At 41.4% G+C, this 20,286-nt stretch carries 10 protein-coding genes; all 10 read right to left on the bottom strand.

The genetic code is table 11. The annotated features are described in order from the left end of the window. Positions 1 to 39: 39 nt before the first annotated feature. Positions 40 to 1,446 (bottom strand): amidohydrolase family protein, encoded by a 1,407-nt coding sequence (locus U1E44_RS08080; protein WP_322930560.1) that lies wholly within the window; start codon positions 1,444 to 1,446, stop codon positions 40 to 42. 174 nt (positions 1,447 to 1,620) lie between these two features. Beyond that, positions 1,621 to 3,078 (bottom strand): amidohydrolase family protein, encoded by a 1,458-nt coding sequence (locus U1E44_RS08085; protein ID WP_322930561.1) that lies wholly within the window; start codon positions 3,076 to 3,078, stop codon positions 1,621 to 1,623. Between the two features lie 207 nt (positions 3,079 to 3,285). Continuing rightward, positions 3,286 to 3,882, bottom strand: a complete 597-nt coding sequence (locus U1E44_RS08090; RefSeq protein ID WP_322930562.1) for a Pycsar system effector family protein — start codon at positions 3,880 to 3,882, stop codon at positions 3,286 to 3,288. Between the two features lie 48 nt (positions 3,883 to 3,930). Beyond that, positions 3,931 to 4,974, bottom strand: coding sequence for an adenylate/guanylate cyclase domain-containing protein (locus tag U1E44_RS08095; RefSeq protein ID WP_322930563.1), 1,044 nt, complete (start codon positions 4,972 to 4,974; stop codon positions 3,931 to 3,933). 15 nt (positions 4,975 to 4,989) lie between these two features. After that, positions 4,990 to 5,364 carry a response regulator gene (locus U1E44_RS08100; RefSeq protein ID WP_322930564.1) on the bottom strand — a complete coding sequence of 125 codons (375 nt, stop codon included), beginning with the start codon at positions 5,362 to 5,364 and terminating at the stop codon, positions 4,990 to 4,992. Then, the gene (locus tag U1E44_RS08105; RefSeq protein WP_322930565.1) at positions 5,361 to 8,654 is read right to left on the bottom strand and encodes a sensor histidine kinase; all 3,294 of its coding nucleotides are present in this window, start codon (positions 8,652 to 8,654) and stop codon (positions 5,361 to 5,363) included. The genes U1E44_RS08100 and U1E44_RS08105 overlap by 4 nt, the downstream gene beginning before the upstream one ends. Positions 8,655 to 8,703: 49 nt before the next feature. Beyond that, the gene (locus tag U1E44_RS16775; protein ID WP_323673865.1) at positions 8,704 to 8,817 is read right to left on the bottom strand and encodes a hypothetical protein; all 114 of its coding nucleotides are present in this window, start codon (positions 8,815 to 8,817) and stop codon (positions 8,704 to 8,706) included. Positions 8,818 to 8,949: 132 nt separating this feature from the next. Next, positions 8,950 to 9,411, bottom strand: a complete 462-nt coding sequence (gene tnpA / locus U1E44_RS08110; RefSeq protein ID WP_322930566.1) for an IS200/IS605 family transposase — start codon at positions 9,409 to 9,411, stop codon at positions 8,950 to 8,952. 1,787 nt (positions 9,412 to 11,198) lie between these two features. Beyond that, positions 11,199 to 14,687, bottom strand: coding sequence for a two-component regulator propeller domain-containing protein (locus U1E44_RS08115; RefSeq protein ID WP_322930567.1), 3,489 nt, complete (start codon positions 14,685 to 14,687; stop codon positions 11,199 to 11,201). 37 nt (positions 14,688 to 14,724) lie between these two features. Then, positions 14,725 to 20,022: an ATP-binding protein gene (locus tag U1E44_RS08120; protein WP_322930568.1), complete on the bottom strand. Its 5,298-nt coding sequence runs from the start codon at positions 20,020 to 20,022 to the stop codon at positions 14,725 to 14,727. Positions 20,023 to 20,286 lie beyond the last annotated feature (264 nt).

Here is a 20,286-nt window from a genome sequence, read left to right on the forward strand (position 1 = left end):
TTTTTTATCTTTTTACACCCAACGATTAGCGATTATATCCTAATCTAAACCCACTTCTTTGAGCAGAATATCTAATGCGCTTTTATCTCTTATTTTGCCTTGGTGTATAAGATAGGAAAGGGAGTTTAAGTGGTCTATACGTTCCAAAGGATTTTTAGTAAGAACGAGTAAATCTGCTTTTCTATTGGCGGCTACCTGTCCATAGTGATTTTCTAAACCAAAGAATTTAGGGCCATTGATGACTGAAGTTTCTAAGGCCTCTTTTGGGGACAATCCGGCATCTACCATTGCTTTTAATTCCTGGAGTAAGGATTCTCCGGGATATACAAAAGAATTAAAGGCTCCACAATCTGATCCGGCCAACAAGGGTACCCCTGCCGTATACATCGGCAAGACCATTTCCTTAAATTTTGTCTCGGTTCGTAAGCGTGTATTGTTTCCTGCTTCACGCGCTCTTTTAGCCCCCGAAACCCGACCTTCATATGTCTTTTGAATTCCTTTACCGATGTAGGGGAGTAAGGTGTCTTTGCTGTGATCTACATCTAGCACATGCGCCAAAACCGATCCAATGTGTAGCGTAGGCGTAATATAGACATTATTTTTGGCCAAATCCTTAAAAACCAAAGCAGCCTGATTGGGGTCATAGGTATCAATGAGCGATGCGATCATGCCATAACCAATGCCGAGAGCGGTAAGGCTATCTGCTTTGGATGAACAAGCTTTTAGTACATAATATAAATGTTCGGAGCCGTCTAAACCCATGGCAACAGCCTTCAAAATATCAGCAGACAGTGGCATATGTCCGGTTGTTTTAAGTCCTCTTTTTTCGGCAGCAGTAATAATAGCATAAAATGCCGTTGCACTTAAATTACCATCGTACATTTTTACGTAATCTACACCAAGGCCTTGCAACGCGTCTAGGGCTGCAGTAATGTCTTCTTCATTTTCAACGTGTAGGGAGCCAGCCCATGCAGGTTGACTACCATCCAATTTGGGACCCGAAGTAAAAATGGTTGGCCCCTGCAGCGTATTATGCGTTATAGCCTTGCGCCATTCCATAACCGCCGGGCTTATATCACCGCCTGCGTCACGAACCGTGGTAATGCCATACGCCAAGAATAGGGGTAGCATATTTTGGTTTTCGTGAATAAGGGAATCGCCACCACGAAAATGAACATGGTTATCCCATAAGCCGGGCATGACATAGGCATTCTTTACATCAGTGGTTTCCGTAGCTCTGTAGTCGCTATTTTGATTCATAGGACCTACCATAGCAATACTATCGCCCCGTATTGCAATGAATTGAGCCGGCGTAATGTGTCCCGAAACAACATCTACTACTTGAGCATTTAGCAGTACTACGTCCACTTTAATTTTGGGTGATGTAGTACAGGAGGCCAAACCAAAGATGGCAACCACAAAACAAAGGAATAGCAATTTGTTCATTTTACGATACTGTAATACGGGGTTTAAATCTTTTTTTTGACACGCATGCGTTCCACATCAATCTATATTTTTTTAGCGTAGGGCTTACAATTTTTTAAAAGCGCCTAGAAGCCCACGGGCGTACTCGCATCCTAATGGTGCCTTTGTTGGTGTTGGCAGAATAAATATAAGGACTTAATGCGAAGTAGCTTCTTTTTGCTGTACCCAATCTTCGATATTTTTTAAGGCACTATCCAGATATGTTCGATCCATAAGGTTTCCTTTTCGAATAACCGCTTCAATATTTTGGGTTTCACGAATCGTTTTTAGTGGATTGCCCCGAAGGATTAAGAGATCGGCTATTTTTCCATTTTCAACACTGCCGTAATCATGTAAAAGCCCAAAATAGTCAGGGCCATTCCAAATACTCGCCAATAAGGCTTGCTGTGGGCTAAGTCCATAATCGACCATAGTTTGTAATTCGAGGTGAATGGCCAAGCCCGGATAATCATAGGAATTTAGGTACCCCGCATCGGTACCGGCAATGATTTTGACGCCGGAGGCCACTAAGAGCGGTAGGAGGGATGCGGTTTGCTCAAACCGGTGGTGTCGCAAAACTATTTCTTCAGGGCTATCCTTCGCAGCCCTTTCCACACGCCATTGATAGGAAGCCTTTAGTTTTGGTCCCAAATATTTCAAAAATTCGTCATCTTCATGGGTGTCTTTATCCAAATAGGCTATGGTTTTACTGATAGACAAAGTAGGCACAATGCGGGTGTCGTTGGAAGCTAATTGCCCAAAATGCTCCAAGGCGGTATTCTTGTCAAAGCTTTCTATGCGCATCCGTGTTGCTTCTGCATTGTTGATTTCCTTTTTTTTAAGTGCCTCCAAAATTTCGGCCTCGTTCGGACTCACGCCTTTTAAGGCATACCCAAGATGTTCAATAGTCGTAAGTTTGGCCTCTGAAAGTTCTTTAAGGCTTAGGGTAGCGGGCAAATGTCCGGAAACCGGATACCCTCTTTTCACAGCCTCTTTTACGGCCTCCAGAAAAAGTTCCGGTGATAGTGTATTATCGGTAATTTTAATAAAATCTACGTTCAATTGATCTAAAGAGTCGAACGCCTTTTGTAATTCTTCTGGAGATCCTACCTCCAAATCGCCCGGCCAAATGGATCCAATGCCCTCAATTTTTGGGCCTGAGGTAAAAATTCGTGGGCCATTACGTTTTCCGTTTTCAATCTCATTGCGCCATTGCAATACGCTTTCGCTAATATCTCCAGCCGCATCACGAACCGTGGTTACCCCCAAAGCCAAATACAGGGGTAGTAATTGTTCGTTTTCATCTACATAATCGGCACCACCAAAATGGATATGATTGTCCCAAAGACCGGGCATGATAAATTGGGAGTCCCCATCAAAGCGACTATCTGAGCGATAAGAATCCAGGATCTCGGATCCTCCAACCGCCAGAATTCGATCCTGGTGTATGGCGATATATCGATTGGGTATGGTGGTGTTATGAACCACATCAATGATGGTGATATTTTGGATAAGAAGATCAATAGGTTTTTTATTGGTTTGGCATGAATATCCATAGATCACTACTACGACAAAACACCCTATGAATTTCCCTACGGAAATAATTTTTTTCATTTTTGATTTGGATTTACGATGTTTTCTAACAAAGAGGAACTTTACATCATCCTTGTTTTTCAATTTTTTATATTTGGCATATAGACGAAGGCCTAACCTTGCAAAGAGAATTATAGCAATGAGGGTAACAATACCAACGGCGTCCATGCTTTTTTATAGTTGATTTTATAGTCTGTTGTTTGTGATAAGGTACAAGAAATTAAAAAATTAAAGCGCCATTAACACGGCATAATATACAATGGTTATTAAAAGTACCAAAATGCCCCATGCCAAAAACCGAAGCGCTTTATTGACATTCTTGAACTTACGAGCCGTTATTTTGGAGATTATAAATATCTGCTGTCCCAACTGGTCAAACAACTGTTCTTCGTCTAGGCTTGTTTCATAAAACGTTCTGGAAAAGTCCTTAATACCTCCAAATTTAGTAATGACATCACCAAAGAAAAAAATATTTTTATCGTATTTGGCTTCTATTCTGGGGATAAAACAACGGATGCAATAGAAAATGGAGACAACAGTGCATGCAAACCAAAGACCCAAAAGAATATATAAAGGAATGTTGTTTGGGAAAATGGTAAAAATCTCCTCCATTTTTTGATACATAAAGTTTAACAAAATGCCATAGAATGAAAGAAGTAGCCCCGCTTTTAATTCGGATGCTTGAATGAGGCTCATGATGTAGTTGATACTACCCCAATAATGGTCTACCATATCCTCTACGTGAGAGGCTCTACTCTTTTTTACGGGTTTTTTGAGCTGTTTTTTTAAAGGATCTGTTGTAGTTTCGTCTTTAGATGATGTCATAGTGTAGGTGGTGCCTTAAAGGGTTACGATGTGGTTTGTAGCCTAAATTTATTCCAAAACTTCATAAACTACTAGGGGTTTCGCTTTGTTTTTCATGGTGATAACATCTAATTTTTTACATTGAAAGGATTCTTTTACCCTTTCGTAACAGGTTTCCGAAATAAGAATTTGATTCTCTTTTGCCGCTGCCTGTATACGCGCTGCCGTGTTTACTGTATCGCCAATGACCGTATAATCTAAACGTTTTAAACTGGCAGACCCAATATTCCCGGATATCATTTCACCACTTTTAATACCAATAGAAACCTTAGGTAAAAAAGATATAGTTCCCTCTGTAACCGGCAAATTATTGATCGCCCTACGCACAGCCAAAGCGGCATCGATGGCGCGATCTAAATGATATTCTCCTCTAAAAACGGCCATTACGGCATCGCCTATAAACTTATCAATAAAACCTTCTTGCGCCATAATTTCTTTTACCATAATATCAAAATAGGTATTAATAAGTGCCACCACTTTGTCGGGAGGCTCTGTTTCGCTTATACTGGTAAATCCGCACACGTCTATAAAAACTACTGTGCCTTCTACGGTTTCATTGATCATAAGACTGCTTTCATATTCGCGACTGCCCATAAAATTGAGGACCGTATCATCTACATACATCCGCAAAATGTTATTTTCTTTAACGGCCTGTAGGGTTTTTTTTAAAATCGTAACATGTGCAATGGTTTTTTCTATAGTGATTTCCAAATCTTTAAAGTCGATAGGTTTGGTAATAAAATCAAAAGCCCCTCTATTCATTGCCGTGCGTATGTTATTCATATCACCATAAGCCGAAATAATGACAGATTTTAACAATTGATTTTGCTCGCTGATCCTACTCAACAGCGTAAGACCGTCCATTTCAGGCATGTTGATATCGCTTAATACCAAATCTACATCCGTATGCGCCAAAAGCTGTTCAAGGGCATGTCTTCCATTTTCGGCAAAAATAAATTCGTATTCATTTTCACGAATCTTTTGTCGGAAACGCTGCTTTATCAACACCTTTAAATCATCTTCATCATCTACAACAAGTATTTTAGTCATCATGGTTCTTATTTTAGCCTAATTTAGTAAGGCACTTATTTCCCCTTTAAGTGAATCAAAATCGATAGGTTTTGTGAAAAATTCCTTGGCACCGGACTGTATCGCTTTATTGTAATTTTCGCTGTCTCCATAGGCCGAAATCATACTGATTTTTATTTGCGGGTATTTCATTTTTATGATCTCTAACAATTCAAGTCCTGTCATTCCGGGCATATTAATATCAGAAAAAATATACATCACATCGGGAGGTGTATTTTTTTCGAGCAGTTCTAAGGCTTCCTGTCCCGAAAATGCAAACAGCAAGTCCAAATTTTTGGTTTTTACTTCTTTTCTGAATTTTTGACGAAAAAGCATTTCTACATCTTTCTCATCATCTACAACGAGTATTCTCATGAGGTTCCTTTTTTGGTGGTTATGGGTAATCGTATTTCAAATCGGGTAAAGGTATTTTCTTCGGACGCTATGGTAATGGTGCCTTTGTGTTTACTGATGATATCGTGGGTTATACTAAGGCCCAGCCCGGTGCCTTCTGTTCCTTTTTTAGTGGTAAAGAAAGGTTGAAACAATTTGTTTTTAATAGCCTCTGCTACACCGGGACCATTATCCTCTATGTCTATAGCTGCCATGCCGTTGTTTTGACTCTTGGTTTGCACTTTTAGCACCGGCTTGTAGTCTTTCTGTTCGGGCTGCAGGCCTTTGGTGCGCATGGCATCGAAGGCATTTTTGCATAGGTTAAGAATGACCCTGCTAAAATCCTCGGCATTGAGTTCTACAAGAGGCAAGGTCTCTTCCAAATCGAGTTCTATTTTTACATTAATAGCCGTTTTTCCTGCACGCATGCCATGAAAGGCCAGATTCACATACTCTTTAATGAGTTCATTCAAATTTGTAGGTTCCATAAGACCGCTGCCACCACGAGAGTGCATAAGCATCGACTTTACAATATTGTCGGCTCTAGTGCCGTGATGGTGCACCTTTTTTAGGTTTTCTTCTACATCATTAAGTAAGGAGCCTATTTCTTCTGTGGATTCATTTTTATCCAATTTTGTTAATTCTTGTCGTATTTCATCCAAATATTCCAAACTGAGTTCCGAAAAATTATTGATAAAGTTCATGGGGTTTTTAATCTCATGGGCAATGCCGGCTGCCAATTGCCCTAGGGAGGCCAATTTTTCCGATTGTATCAGTTGCGCTTGGGTGGCCTTGAGGTTTTCATAGGCTTTCTCTATTTCATGGGCCTGTGCCAACTCTTTTTCCCTAGTTCTTTCCTTTTCGCGAGCGACCAACCGACCGGTCTGCATTTTTACTAAGGCATACACCAATAGCCCAAAAATAAGTACATAAAGGAGATATGCCCACCAGGTGGCATACCATGGCGGGAGCACCGTAAAAGTGTAGGCAATTTCCTTGGAGACCGTACCAAAGGTGTTTTTGGCGCGAACCCGAAAGGTATAGGTGCCATGAGGCAAGTTGGTAAACTCCCTAAAAGATTTGTTTTCCCAGGTAGACCAGTCTTGGTCAAAGCCTTCAAGTAAGGTCTGGTAGGTAATCAAAGTTTCCTTTATGAAAAACGGCGCAATGTAATTAAAGTTTATTAAGTTGCTTTTATACGCTAATTCCGGCTCCTGATCTTGAAAATATTCCGGCAGTTTTAAATGGCTTTCCCCCGAAAATACAGATTCAAAATATAAGGGTACTTCATGATCTATTTTGTATTCTTTGTTAGGATCTAACCGTAATAGACCTTCATCGGTACCAAACCAATACACCCCATTAGGTTCTGTATAGCCAGCTGTGGTGGTATTAGAGGCGATTAAATTTAAGGGGTAGGACTGCAAAATGTATGAACCATCGGGTTGCAGTTTGGCCAGTCTTTTTTCACCTTTAAAGTTTAGAGAAACATCCCCAAATTGGTTAGATCCCAAACCATACACATCCAAGTTAACAGAAGCGATTTCGTCCGAGAAACTAAAAACTGTATCTCTTACAAAGCGTTCCGTAGGTTTATCGAAGAAATAGAATCCGCTAACACCGGAACTGTAAATTTTACCGTTTACGTTAACTGCCACTCCAGATAACCCTCGTATGCCATCGTCTTTACTGTAGTTTGTTACGCTCACATTAGGAACATCTAAATTGCCGGAGGCTGTTTTAGGAAAAACCACTCTGGATATGATTCCGGCCTGCGTACCTGCCCAAATCTCACCTTCGCTGTCTTCTACGAGGGAATATACAGAGCGATCTACGCCAGGAACAGAGCCAATGAAGTCATATTTATAATCTCCACGAGGTATGCGATACCGCTTAAAGACATGTATTCCCATACCTCCACCGGTAAAAACGTAACCAGAGTGCTTTTTGGAAATAAGGATTTCTGTGATATTGTAGTTTTCGGTTTCCTCAATTAAAGTTGCTTTATTCCCTTGAATTTTATAAACACCTTCGCCACTAGCCAATACCTGATCCCCATCGGGCTCCAAATCAAATACCTGCGAATTGGCAAATCCTTCTATTTGCTTTATTTCCCCATCGACCTTATCCACATAGAGTATATTGGTGGAGGTTCCGATATACAGATTATCATCATACGCGCCTAAAGAAAGGACATTGCCCACTTCGTGCGCGTCAGAATTGAAGCGGGTAACAGGCGAAAAAATTTCAATTTTAGACAGTCCGTTGTTGGTGCCTACCCATAAATTTCCATAAGTATCCAAATGAAAGGCGTAAACGCTTTGATCGGGGATGGAATTTTTGATATGAAAGTGAGATTTTACCTTGCCACTTTGGTCTATGATGTAAAATCCGTGCGCCAATACACTCAAAGCGTAGGTGTTATCGGGTAGTGCCAAGGCCTTGTATAAACTACGGTCTTCAAGAAGATGATCAATTTCGGTTGGGAAAGGATGAAATGCCATTCCATCATAGTGATAGAGTCCACCTGAAAAAGCCCCCACTAAAAACTCCCCTTGTTTTTTGTAGGGTAACATCACCTGTACTCTGTTTTCACCAAGAAATTCGCTGCCGTTGATAAGGGTTAGGCTGCCTTGAGTTTCCTGAAATAAGCCTAAGTCAATTTGATGGACGTAGTAGGTGTCATTGAGCGAAAACGCATACATAAATTGCGTATCCGGTTTCCAAATACGGATATTGTTGTCTGGGTCTTCGGTGTTGGGCGAATACACGAAAATAGCTTCTCGCGATTGGAAGTAGATTGTTCCAGCTACTTCTCTTATAGACCAAATATCATTGAAAAGCACATTCTTAGGCAGGTTAATGGCCAACGATTTCATTTGGGTATTCCCTATCGAATCTTGAGCAACATAACCGAAGTCGCCCAAAGCTCCGTAATAAAAAGTACCGGATGCGGCAAGCAGCGTAGTGCGCACATTGGTATTGAACTCCTGAACGGGGGAAGTGAGCAATTCCCATTGCGCACCATCAAATTTATGCAGACCACTACTTGTACCTGTGTAGAGAAATCCAAATCGATCATGATTTACGTTCCATATTTGCTGGCTGGCAAGCCTTAGATTGCCACCTGCCGAATAATTGGTAAAGCTCGGAATCCCTTGAGAGGCGTTTATTTGCGCATGTAGGGTACAACAAATGGGTGCCGTTGCAATGAACAGGAAGGAAAGGATTTGGCTTTTTAGGGATTTGTTTTTGTGGTGGTTTGGTTTCATCTCGTTGGTTCTATATTAATAGCTCATGCAAAGGTATTATAGGCGTTATTTAAAGCGTTAGTGGTAAAACAAGTTTAAAGACAGTCCCTAAACCAATTTCACTGACCATTTTCAAGGTTCCTCCATGTGCCTTTACAATATCATAGCTTAAGCTCAATCCCAAACCGGTTCCCTGTCCGGTAGGTTTGGTAGTAAAGAACGGTTGAAATATTTTTTTTAATTACCTCCGGAATCCCCATGCCGTTGTCTTCTACGGAAATATACAACTTATTGTTCAATTTTTTTGGTCATTGTACTATAACAGATTCTGAAAAATATATCTTTCATCATATTCCACTTTAAATTCTTTCAACAGGCTCAGATATTCCTCACCAAATGTTACAAATCTGTGGCGTTGCTCCTGATTCTTGATATATTTGAAAATGGTATCCACCATCGAATAGTGGTATGAAAACACACCATAACCCTCCTGCCATTCAAATCTTTCAGAAGTTAGTCTATGATCATTGATGTATTTAGAGGATTTAGCCTTCACAGTCTTCATTAATTCCGAGACAGATATAACAGGTTTTAACCCAAAAAAACAATGTACATGATCCTCCACACCATTTACAATAATGGTTTTACAATTAGCTTCGTTGATTAAATTACCGATTACGCCAAAAAGTTGAGTTCTCCATGCCTTATCCAGTACGGCTTTCCGATGCTTAACTGCAAAGATGGTTTGGATGTAGATTTGATGATACGTATTGGCCATTTCGTTCCGATTATATGTTTCGAGCCTACGGCTCTTATTTGTACTCTTTGCCTTCTTCCAACGGACTGAAGTCCGTTGTTACACTATTGGTCGAGCCTACGGCTCTTTATTTCGTTGTTTCTCTTTTTCAACGGACTGAAGTCCGTTGCTATGACATTGACCGAGGCGCTGCCTCTTTTTGTACCTCCCCGAACATTACAGGTCGGTATTTTCCATTTTCCTTGATTTATATGTTCCGAGCCTCCGGCTCTCCTTTTTGTTGTTTCGCTTGTACAACGGACTGAAGTCCGTTGTTACACTATTAGTCGAGGCGCTGCCTCTTTGTTTGATGTCCCCGTTCCTATTTTAGAGCCGCTAGGCTCGGCGTATCTTGTAACCACGGATTTTTATCCGTGGCACAACGAAACCGAACTATGAACGAGTGCCGTAGGCAGGGTACATCTACATTCATATGTATTATAAGAACACTATAGTAATTTTCATTCCTCGTTTCCAGTGGTTTATATGTTGCGAGCCTACGACTCTTATTTGTACTCTTTGCCTTCTTCCAACGGACTGAAGTCCGCTGTTATAATATTGGTCGAGCCTACGGCTCTTTATTTCGTTGTTTTTCTTTTTCAACGGACTGAAGTCGGTTGCTATGACATTGACCGAGACACTGCCTCTCTTTTTTGTGTTTCTAAATCTTCTCGTTCCTATTTTAGAGCCGCTAGGCTCGGTGTATTTTGTAACCACGGATTTTTATCCGTGGCATAACAAACAATCTACCTGTAAACGAGTGCCGTAGGCACGGAACATCTTTATTCATACCCATAATAATAACAATATATTTAGCATCATCCTTCGTTTCCGGTGGTTTATATGTTACGAGCCTACGGCTCTTATTTGTACTCTTTACCTTCTTCCAACGGACTGAAGTCCGCTGTTACACTATTGGTCGAGCCTACGGCTCTTTATTTCGTTGTTTTTCTTTTTCAACGGACTGAAGTCGGTTGCTATGACATTGACCGAGACACTGCCTCTTTTTGTACCTCCCCGAACATTACAGGTCGGTATTTTCCATTTTCCTTGATTTATATGTTCCGAGCCTCCGGCTCTCCTTTTTGTTGTTTCGCTTGTACAACGGACTGAAGTCCGTTGTTACACTATTAGTCGAGGCGCTGCCTCTTTGTTTGATGTCCCCGTTCCTATTTTAGAGCCGCTAGGCTCGGTGTATTTTGTAACCACGGATTTTTATCCGTGGCACAAACAAACCGAACTATGAACGAGTGCCGTAGGCAGGGAACATCTATATTCATATGTATTATAAGAACACTATAGTAATTTTCATTCCTCGTTTCCAGTGGTTTATATGTTGCGAGCCTACGGCTCTTTTTTGTACTCTTTGCCTTCTTCCGACGGACTGAAGTCCGCTGTTACACTATTGGTCGAGCCTACGGCTCTGTATTTCGTTGTTTTTCTTTTTCAACGAACTAAAGTCCGTTGCTATGACATTGACCGAGGCGCTGCCTCTTTTTGTGCCTCCCCGAACATTACAGTTAGGTATTTTCCATTTTCCTTGATTTATATGTTCCGAGCCTCCGGCTCTCCGTTTTGTTGTTTCGCTTGTACAACGGACTGAAGTCCGTTGTTACAATATTGGTCGAGGCGCTGCCTCTTTATTTGATGTCCCCGTTCCCATTTTAGAGCCGTTAGGCTCGGCGTATTTTGTAACCACGGATTTTTATCCGTGGCACAACGAAACCGAACTATGAACGAGTGCCGTAGGCAGGGAACATCTATATTCATCACATAGGCAATACAATTAAAAACTCACTACCCTCTCCTTCCCTCGTCTCCACTTTTAACTCGCCATTATGACCTTTGGTAATAATATCATAGCTCATACTCAATCCTAAACCGGTTCCCTGTCCGGTGGGTTTGGTAGTAAAGAACGGTTGAAATATTTTTTTCTGAATTGCCTCCGGAATCCCCATGCCGTTGTCTTTCACAGAAATATATAACTTATTATTTAATTTTTTGGTGCGTACCGTAACTGTGGGTTCATAATTTTCCGGTTGTTGTTTCTTTTTTTCGTTAACTGCGTAGAAGCCGTTAGTAATGAGATTAAGAATAACCCTTCCGATATCTTGTGGAATAATTTCAACTTTTTCCAGTGATTCATCAAAATCGGTGAGTAAGGTTGCATTGAAGGATTTGTCTTTGGCTCTGAGTCCGTGGTAGGCGAGGCGTAAATACTCATCCGCTAAGGCATTGATGTCCGTAGGTTCTTTTTTGCCACTGCTATTTCTGCTGTGTTGCAGCATTCCTTTCACGATATTATCGGCGCGTTTACCATGATGGTTTATTTTTTCCAGGTTTTGTTTGATATCCAAAGAGATAGCCTTTGCTTCTTCAAAATCACCTTTATCTAATTCTTCGTTCATTTCGTCAATCAATTCATTACTTACTTCACTAAAGTTGTTGACGAAGTTTAAGGGGTTTTGTATCTCGTGGGCAATACCTGCTGTGAGTTCTCCAAGGCTTGCCATTTTTTCGGATTGGATGAGTTGGGCTTGGGTCGATTTGAGTTGATTATAAGCCTTCTCTATTTCTCGGGCCTGTGCCAATTCCTTTTCCTGAGTTCTTTTCCGCTCTTTTTGTAACAATCTTGTCCGTTGAATTTGACCTACAGCATAAATTCCTGTAATAAATAGCAATCCAAATATGGAGTATGCCCACCATGTTCGGTACCAAGGAGGCAAGACCGTCAGCAAAAAAGAAGCCCCTTCTTGGTTCCATACCCCATCGGCATTTGCCGCTCTCACCTTAAACGTGAAATTACCATGCGGTAAATTTGTGTAGGTAGCAGATCGTTTGTTGCCTGCGTCAATCCAGTTAGCATCAAAGCCTTCCAATTGGTAGGCATACTGGTTTTTTTCAGGATTGCCGAAATGTAGCGCCACAAAGTCAATGGTCAATTCATTCTCATCATATTCAAGGGTAAGTCTTTCCCTGTTAGGAGATGGGTTCAGATAAGGTACCTCGACACCAGACGTAATAGATTTATTAAACAGTTTAACATCGGAAATAACAACTTGAGGGGGTCTTTCATTTGTAATAAGTTGTGCCGGTGTAAATACGGTGACGCCTTCTACATTACCAAAATACATCCTACCATCTTTTCCTTTGGCAAAGGAGAACTGATTATATTCAAGTGCCAATAATCCTTCACTAAAACCATAGTTCCTTATCTGTTTAGTATCCGGATTATAATTAGAAATACCATTGTTTGTACTCATCCAAAGTGTACCTTGATCATCTTCAAGAATGCCGTAAATAATATTATCAGGAAGTCCGTTTTCCATCGTTAAATGAGATACTAGACCGGTGCTGACATCAAGCCGATCTAACCCAGATTGATAACTCGCTAACCATAGAATACCAGGCTCTTTCCTCCGTTCAAGTATGCATTGCATCCTGTTACTACTAATTGAAGTGGTATCTTTTACATTGTGGACTGACTTAAGTTTTCTTTCTCCGGATGCAGTAAATTCTACTAAACCAATGGAAGTACTAACCCAAAGCGACCCCTGGGTGTCTTGCAAAAGAGAATAAACCCTTGGCGCCTGATCTGTAGTATTATCTGTGAGTGGAATAGGTGAAAAGACACCGTTGCGTGTATCCAGCAAATGTAGCCCTCCTGCACTACCTACATAAAGCTTACTCGAATCTCTCACCATTGGTTCCAGTGCCCAAATATTATCACGGCCTGTGTTTTCTTCAGGTGTATCACGAAGAAAGCGTTTCACTTTTCCGGTAGTACGATTAAGCAGGTTAAGACCACCCGATCCGCCTACCCAGAACCCTCCTTGGTCGTCTTCTGCAAAAACATTAAATCTCCTGTTAAGAAGTGTATTGGGATCATTAGGGTCATGAGAATACCGGGTAATTTTATCACTATTAGCGTCAAATTGCGTCAAATAAAAGGGGTCTTCAACAGTTGCTACCCATAAGGAGCCTTCACTATCTTCATAGATACCCCAGACAAATCCCGGAGCCAGGCTCGAAGGATTATCAGGGATGTTTTTTAAATGTTTAAAATTCACAGCCCCGGGATTGAATTTATTAACACCCTTTAAGGTTGTTCCTGCCCACATCATTCCCGAACGATCTAAAAATAGGGTATAAATAGAATTTGAACTCAAACTATTATTGTCCTCGGGATTGTGAACATAATTGGTGAATTGTTCGGTTCGCATATCAAAACGTGCAATACCACCAAGCCTGCCTCTCACGAGCCAAAGAACGTTTGGGTCATTTGGATCTGGAGCGATATCATGAAATGAATTTCTTTGATTTTCGACTTTTTCCTCGGGTTGGATAAGAAATCGCTGGTATTTCTTAGTTTTTCGGTTAAAACGAACGAGTCCGTAACTGGTCCCTAACCACATGATTTCTTGACCATCATCTGGGATGTGAAGCGCGTTTATAACCAACGAATCTCCCTGAAAGCTGGCTCGCCCTGAAACGTGTAAATAATTTTCAATTGAATTAGATTTAGGGTCAATTCTACTCAGCCCATTGGGCGTTCCTGCCCAGATATAACCGTTCTGGTCTTCTTTTATATCTAAGACTACATCTGAAAGAATGGAAGCAGGCTCTTCAGGCTTATGCAGATATCTTGTGAACACTCCTTCTTCGCCCATCCGCATGCGATTTAGCCCAGAACCATATGAACTTACCCAGAGATCCCCATTACTGCCTTCAACTACTTTCTTGGCATTATTTGTAGAAATGCTGGTAGGATTATCCTGATCATATTGATAATGAACAGCTTTACCAGTGGCTGGATTCAAGCGATTAAGACCGCCGGTGGTAGCCACCCAAAGATCACCATTTTGCGATTCATTAATGGAATTTATAGCACCAGATACTATGGAAGTAGAATCGAACGGACTGGAAGTAAACACCTTGAATTCATGTCCATCATACCGGTGCAACCCAGTTTGCGTACCTATCCAGATAAATCCTTTTTTATCCTGAAAGATGCTGCTCACGTCTCCTTGGGTTAGTCCATCTTGGACACCCAATTTCTCAAAACGCAGCACTGGAGCCTCACTTAATAATTTGGGAACTTTAAGGTCGTTTTCTATCTGTGCGCTACAGGGTACAGATAGAATTAAAATGGTGAAGATTAATACTAAGGTAAAAAGCGAATGATTAAAAGAGAATGCAGAATTGATAGTATTCGTCTGTCCCGTATCGCTTGATGTTAATTGTTTTTTTCTTATCATAAATGTGTTTTTAACCCTCTTTTTAACTCTTTATTTGTTACGCCAAAGCTGGTAAAGTCAATGAAAATTCAGATCCCTTTCCTTCTAACGAAATTACGGTTAGCGACCCCCCATGCGCTTTTACTATATCGTGGGTAATACTTAACCCAAGTCCAGTTCCTTCCGTGCCTTTTTTGGTAGTGAAGAAGGGTTGCAGGATTTTGTCTTTGATGTCGTCCGGGATGCCGCAACCATTATCCGTCACTTTAATCCGAATTAAGCCGTTTTCAGAGGTTGTGCAAACCTTGAGTTGTGCGTTATACGCTGTACCCATCTCCCGACATCTATCCCCATGAGTGCGCATGGCGTCAAAGGCATTGTTGCAAAGATTAAGGATCACTCGGCTGAAATCTTCACCGATGAGGGATATCTTTGCAATGTTTGGATCCAGTTGCAGGTCTATGGCTACATTGATGGGCTTTTTTCCGGCCCGCATGCCGTGGAATGCCAGATTAACGTATTCCTGTACCAGTGCATTCAAATCTGTGGGTTCCATTTTTCCACTTCCGCCCCGACTATGCTGCAACATGGATTTTACGATGCTATCGGCACGAGTGCCGTGTTGGTATATTTTTTCGAGATTGGATTTTACTACAGTGAGCAACTCCCTAATTTCATCGGAGTTTTCCGGATTGTTGGGCTCATCGAGAGCCTCAAAAACCTCATCGATCAGTTCTCTGCTGAGGTCTGAAAAATTAGTAACAAAGTTCAGGGGGTTCTTTATTTCGTGGGCGATGCCGGCGGTAAGTTGGCCAAGTGAGGCGAGCTTTTCCTGTTGTACAAGTTGGGATTGGGTGGCTTGCAGTTCTTTAAGTGCAGCTTCGGCTTTTTCCCGGGCTTGTTTAATGGCTATCAAGTCTTTTTCGGCTTGTACCGCTTGTTTTTCTGCAATTTTTAAATCGTTAAAACGCGTATAGGTTAAATTAAATACCGCGGCAAACCGCTCTAATAGGTCTATGGTTTCTTGGGGTTGTTCTTCGGGTGCCGCCATGCCAATTAAACCTCCCGAAAAATAAGCAATGGTCTGAACGCGTCTTTTTTGCTGTAAACCATGAATAAATGGTATCTGCATGACCGTGTTTAAATAATAAAAATAGTCTTTGAGTTCTTTACCGCTCATGTCAATAATGGTAGATTTTTTTTCTTGTTTCCAGGCATCAACCATCTTTTGAATGGATTTGTTTTCTGAAGGATAGAGTTGAAAATGTTTTTCAATTTTACTGCCATCTTCATTAGTGGCCCATGCTTCAATAGCCTTACCCTTGTCTTTAATAATTCCAATAAATAAACGATTAGGGGCAATGCCCAAATTTAAGAGTTCTTTAAAAACAATGACAGAGGTATCTGCCAATTCAGAACTGTGTGCCATGGTCATGGTTCTGGATCTTACCTTTTCAAGTGCCATTTCAATTTGGGCTTCACGGGCACGCATTTCAGCGTTTTGCAAATCGCGAAAACGGGTGTAGGCAAATGAAAATACTGCCGTAGCTCTCTTTAACAGGTCCCAGCTTTCTTCTGAAATGTCCCCGGGAGCGGCAGCGCCTATAAAGCCATCAGAAAATTTGTTGAGGTGATAAGTACGGGTTGGGATGGTGTCACCATAAAATTTACTGGTTGAAAAATGTGTTGATTGTTTTTCGCAATATTGTATCCATTCTACGCGATGCTTTCCTGTCATCACAATAGAAGTACTTGGTGATGATGATTTGTAAAACGATTGCATTTTTCTACCTACCCATGTGGCCTTTAAATCAATAGTCATTTGATCGGAAACAGATTTACCATCTTTCTCGTTTTTGATGGTAAACCAACACTGTGTGGTGTCGTTCTCTTGATCGTGAATATAAATAGAACTGGTTTCTAATGCTTCCACACCCAAAGCGCCCATTTCTTCTCGTAGTAATTGCGCCACTTCGATGAGTTCGTTGGGACTTTGCATGGCCAGAGATCTGGATCGTACTTTTTCCAGAGCTGCTTCAATCTGGGCTTCTCTTGCCTGAGCTTCTGCTTTTTTGAGGTCTAGGAAACGGGTGTAGGTTTGTTCGAAGACTTTGGCGAAGCGCTTAAAAATGTTGTGTGCTTTTGGAACGGTTTCATAAGTAATAAACATCACATAACCATATTTGAAATAGCAAATATGGAATATTTGAAAAGTGGGTAGCGGATGTCCTGCTTCTAGGATACCATCGATGACTTCTCCAAAGATGGGAAGGGTGCGCATAAACTCGTAATGTTTATGAATGAGTTTACCACCTAGCTCTTCTACATGAAAAACTTCTCCTTTTTTAAAGGGTTCAGAAAAATCATACCCTATCCCAATTGTAGGCAGTACAAATGGTTTTTGAATAACCCCTTCGCTACTCATAAAAGCAGTGGCACTTTTTTGGTCTTCTTTCCAAATACAATAGCCGGCACTCCAAGCTGGAATGCCCAATTCTTGTACTTGGAGAAAAAGGTTGTTGGCTGCCTCAGGTAATTCGTTACTATTTTGCATCGCCATGGTACGCGAACGTACTTTTTCAAGGGCTGCTTCTATTTTGGCCTCCCGCGCTTGCGCCTCTGCTTTTTTGAGGTCTAGGAAACGGGTATAGGTTTGTTCGAATACTTTGGCAAAGCGCTTAAAGATGGAATGAAACTCAGGTGTTTCATCATAAGTAATGAACAACAGATAACCTTGTTTGAAATAAGCGGCGTGATTAACTTGCTTTTTGGGTAACGCTATGCCAGCTACCTTTAACTCATCAAATATCTTGTCAAGTCCAGGGAGGGAGGCCATATAGCTATACATATCCTCCAATTTTTTACCCTCTTGTTTTTCTATATATAGAGGCTCACTAGTATTTGATTTCGCTGTAAAGCGTTTAAAAATATCTTTATCGGCAGGTGTATCAAATGGCTCAATGGGTCTTCCATCTCCTGAACTCACCCATTGTGAAATGACCGTTTTGTTATGATTAAAAATATTAAAACCACAACTCCAAGGGTTAAGACCCAGACCCTCGATTTGACCGAACATCTCCGATGCAGCTTCAGCCAATTCATCGCTGGATTGCATGGCCATGGTTCGGGATCGGACTCGTTCCAATGCCGTTTCAATCTGTGCTTCCCGTGCCTGTTCTTCTGCTTTCTTGAGATCCAGAAAACGGGTGTAGGCCTGGCCAAAAACCGTTGCAAATCGTATGAAAATCTCGTGTTCTTCATCTGTGAATTCATCCAGGTTGTATCGGCCAAAATTTAAAGTGGCTTCATTTAAGATCACTGTAAATCGTGCCCATCCGGAAGCATTGAGGATCAGCTCTTTTCTCTTTTTGGGTATTCTTTTGAGGTCAGAGTATTTAAACAGCAGCTTGAAATAGGAGTCTTTTTCCGCCTTTGAATAGCGCTCACTGAAATAATCCAGACCTTCGTTCAGTGCGTTGTGATAATTTAAGGTGATGGTATGGTCGATATAGGGCAGATGAAATTTTTCGAGGTAATCTTGCCCCTCAACATCCAGCCAGATATTTAATCCTGTTTTCCGGTCATAAATATAGTCAGTATAAATTTGAGAGTAGTGGAGCTGTATACCCAGTTCATGAATTCCTTTTCCGATTTCCCTGACTACATCGATCAGATCATCACTTTTGTGCATTCCCATAGATCGTGCTCTTACACGTTCCAAAGCCGCCTCAATCTGTGCTTCCCTTGCCTGTGCTTCGGCTTTTTGGAGGTCGAGAAAGCGGGTGTAGGTCTGCTCAAATTCTTTAGCAAAACGCTGGAACACCTCATGCGCTTCTGGTGCGGGGACGAGTGTAATGAATAGGAGGTATCCGTATTTGAAATAGGCTACATGGTCTATCTGGAAATCTACTTGTCGTAATTTTTCTACCACTTCTTCATCGTCCCCAAGAATACGGAGCGAATGCAGGTAATCATAATGCTGTTTTATCCGTTCCTTTCCAAACTCCTCAATCCACAAGGTTTCGCCTCGTTGTCCCGCTTCATAGTATTTTAGAAAGATATTTTCCCTTGGGGTTTTGTAAGCAGGTAGCGTGCCTTCCAAGTTGCTAAACCATTCGGTAGAATCATGCTCGTTGTAAATGTTGAAAGCGCAGCCTCGCGTAGGAATCCCCAAGTCCACCACCTGCTTGTTGAGCAGGTAGGATACTTCTGCCAATTCTTCACTGCTTTGCATGGCCATGGTGCGGGCGCGGACGCGCTCCAAAGCGAGTTGAATCTGCGCTTCTCTGGCTTGTGCCTCGGCTTTTTGGAGGTCCAGGAAGCGGGTATAGGTTTGTTCAAATAGTGCGCTGAACCGCTTGGTAATATGAATCAATTCAGGTGTAAATTCTCCTGGACTAAACGCATAAAAAAATCCATGCTCGAAAATGAAACAGTGTTGTATTTCTCTTTCGGGTAATTGTTCTAAAGGAATCTGAATTTTATAGTCAGGCGCAGTATTGAGCATTTGGTAGTAATTCAGCAAATCTTCCCCTTCCAATACATACTTGTGGAAGGGTACCTGCGCTTTCCAAGCCTTACGGGCACTTTTCAGCAACGGATGCCAGTTCATTTTCAGGTAACCGATATGCATGTTGACTTCTGCTCCGGTTTTGCGTGCCGTCCAAAGCTGATTGTTTTCATTTTCATGGTTCAGAATGCCGATACCAAAACGGGTGCCTTCATCCACACCTAAAGCAGTGAGTTCACTAAACATCTTAACGACACACTTGCCCACATCTGCGCTACTGTGCATGGCCATGGTAATGGCCCTGACCCGTTCCAGTGCCGCTTCCACCTCTAGTTCCCGGTTTTTTTCTATCAGGTGCGCCGTTTTTTCTGCAACCAAGGCTTCCAATTCTTCCGCCTTTTGCTTCCAGCTCTCAATGCCCCAGGTATCCTTTTCGCTTTCTACGTGTTCGGGTTTTGATGCATGCCAATGAATCACCTTCCATTGATTGTTTTGGTAGTGTAAAACCACAGAGAGTCGCATATACATGGTTAGGGTTTCGTCCGCGGTGGTTATATTCATAAACACATCATCCGAAAACACAGCGGTATTTTCGTCATCAGAAATAAACTGAGACACCGAATCTATATGCCATGTAATAGCAAGCCCCTTGGTTTGTTCCTTTTGAATTTTGAGCAAATCGATAACTCCATTAATACCCTGAATCTTTTCATCGATGGCGGTTCCAAATCCCGTGATCTTCTCATCCAAAATTTGGTGTACTACACCGGAATCATCGTTATTTAAGCCAATTTCCCTAAATTGCCGATAGGTGTTAATCATTGATTGCTGCTTCTCTTTTTTCATTGGTGTTTAGGTCAAAATAGGATTCTTGCTGCCGATGGTTGTTTTGGGGGTGCTATTTATACTAAGATCCTTGGTTTAGCACAAGGTACCAATTCTTATTTGGTTTTACTACGATCATACAACTGGTTTTCTCATAATGTAATGACGAGGGGTTAGGCCATTCACGTCATTCTAAAATTCCAAACGAAGTAACTCAGAATTACATAAATTTGAACTGAATTAAGGACGAATCACTGCGATTTCTATCCCAAACCCCTTTTTTAT

It is taken from the genome of Aurantibrevibacter litoralis (genome assembly GCF_034651555.1).
Taxonomy (GTDB): Bacteria; Bacteroidota; Bacteroidia; order Flavobacteriales; family Flavobacteriaceae; genus Aurantibrevibacter; species Aurantibrevibacter litoralis.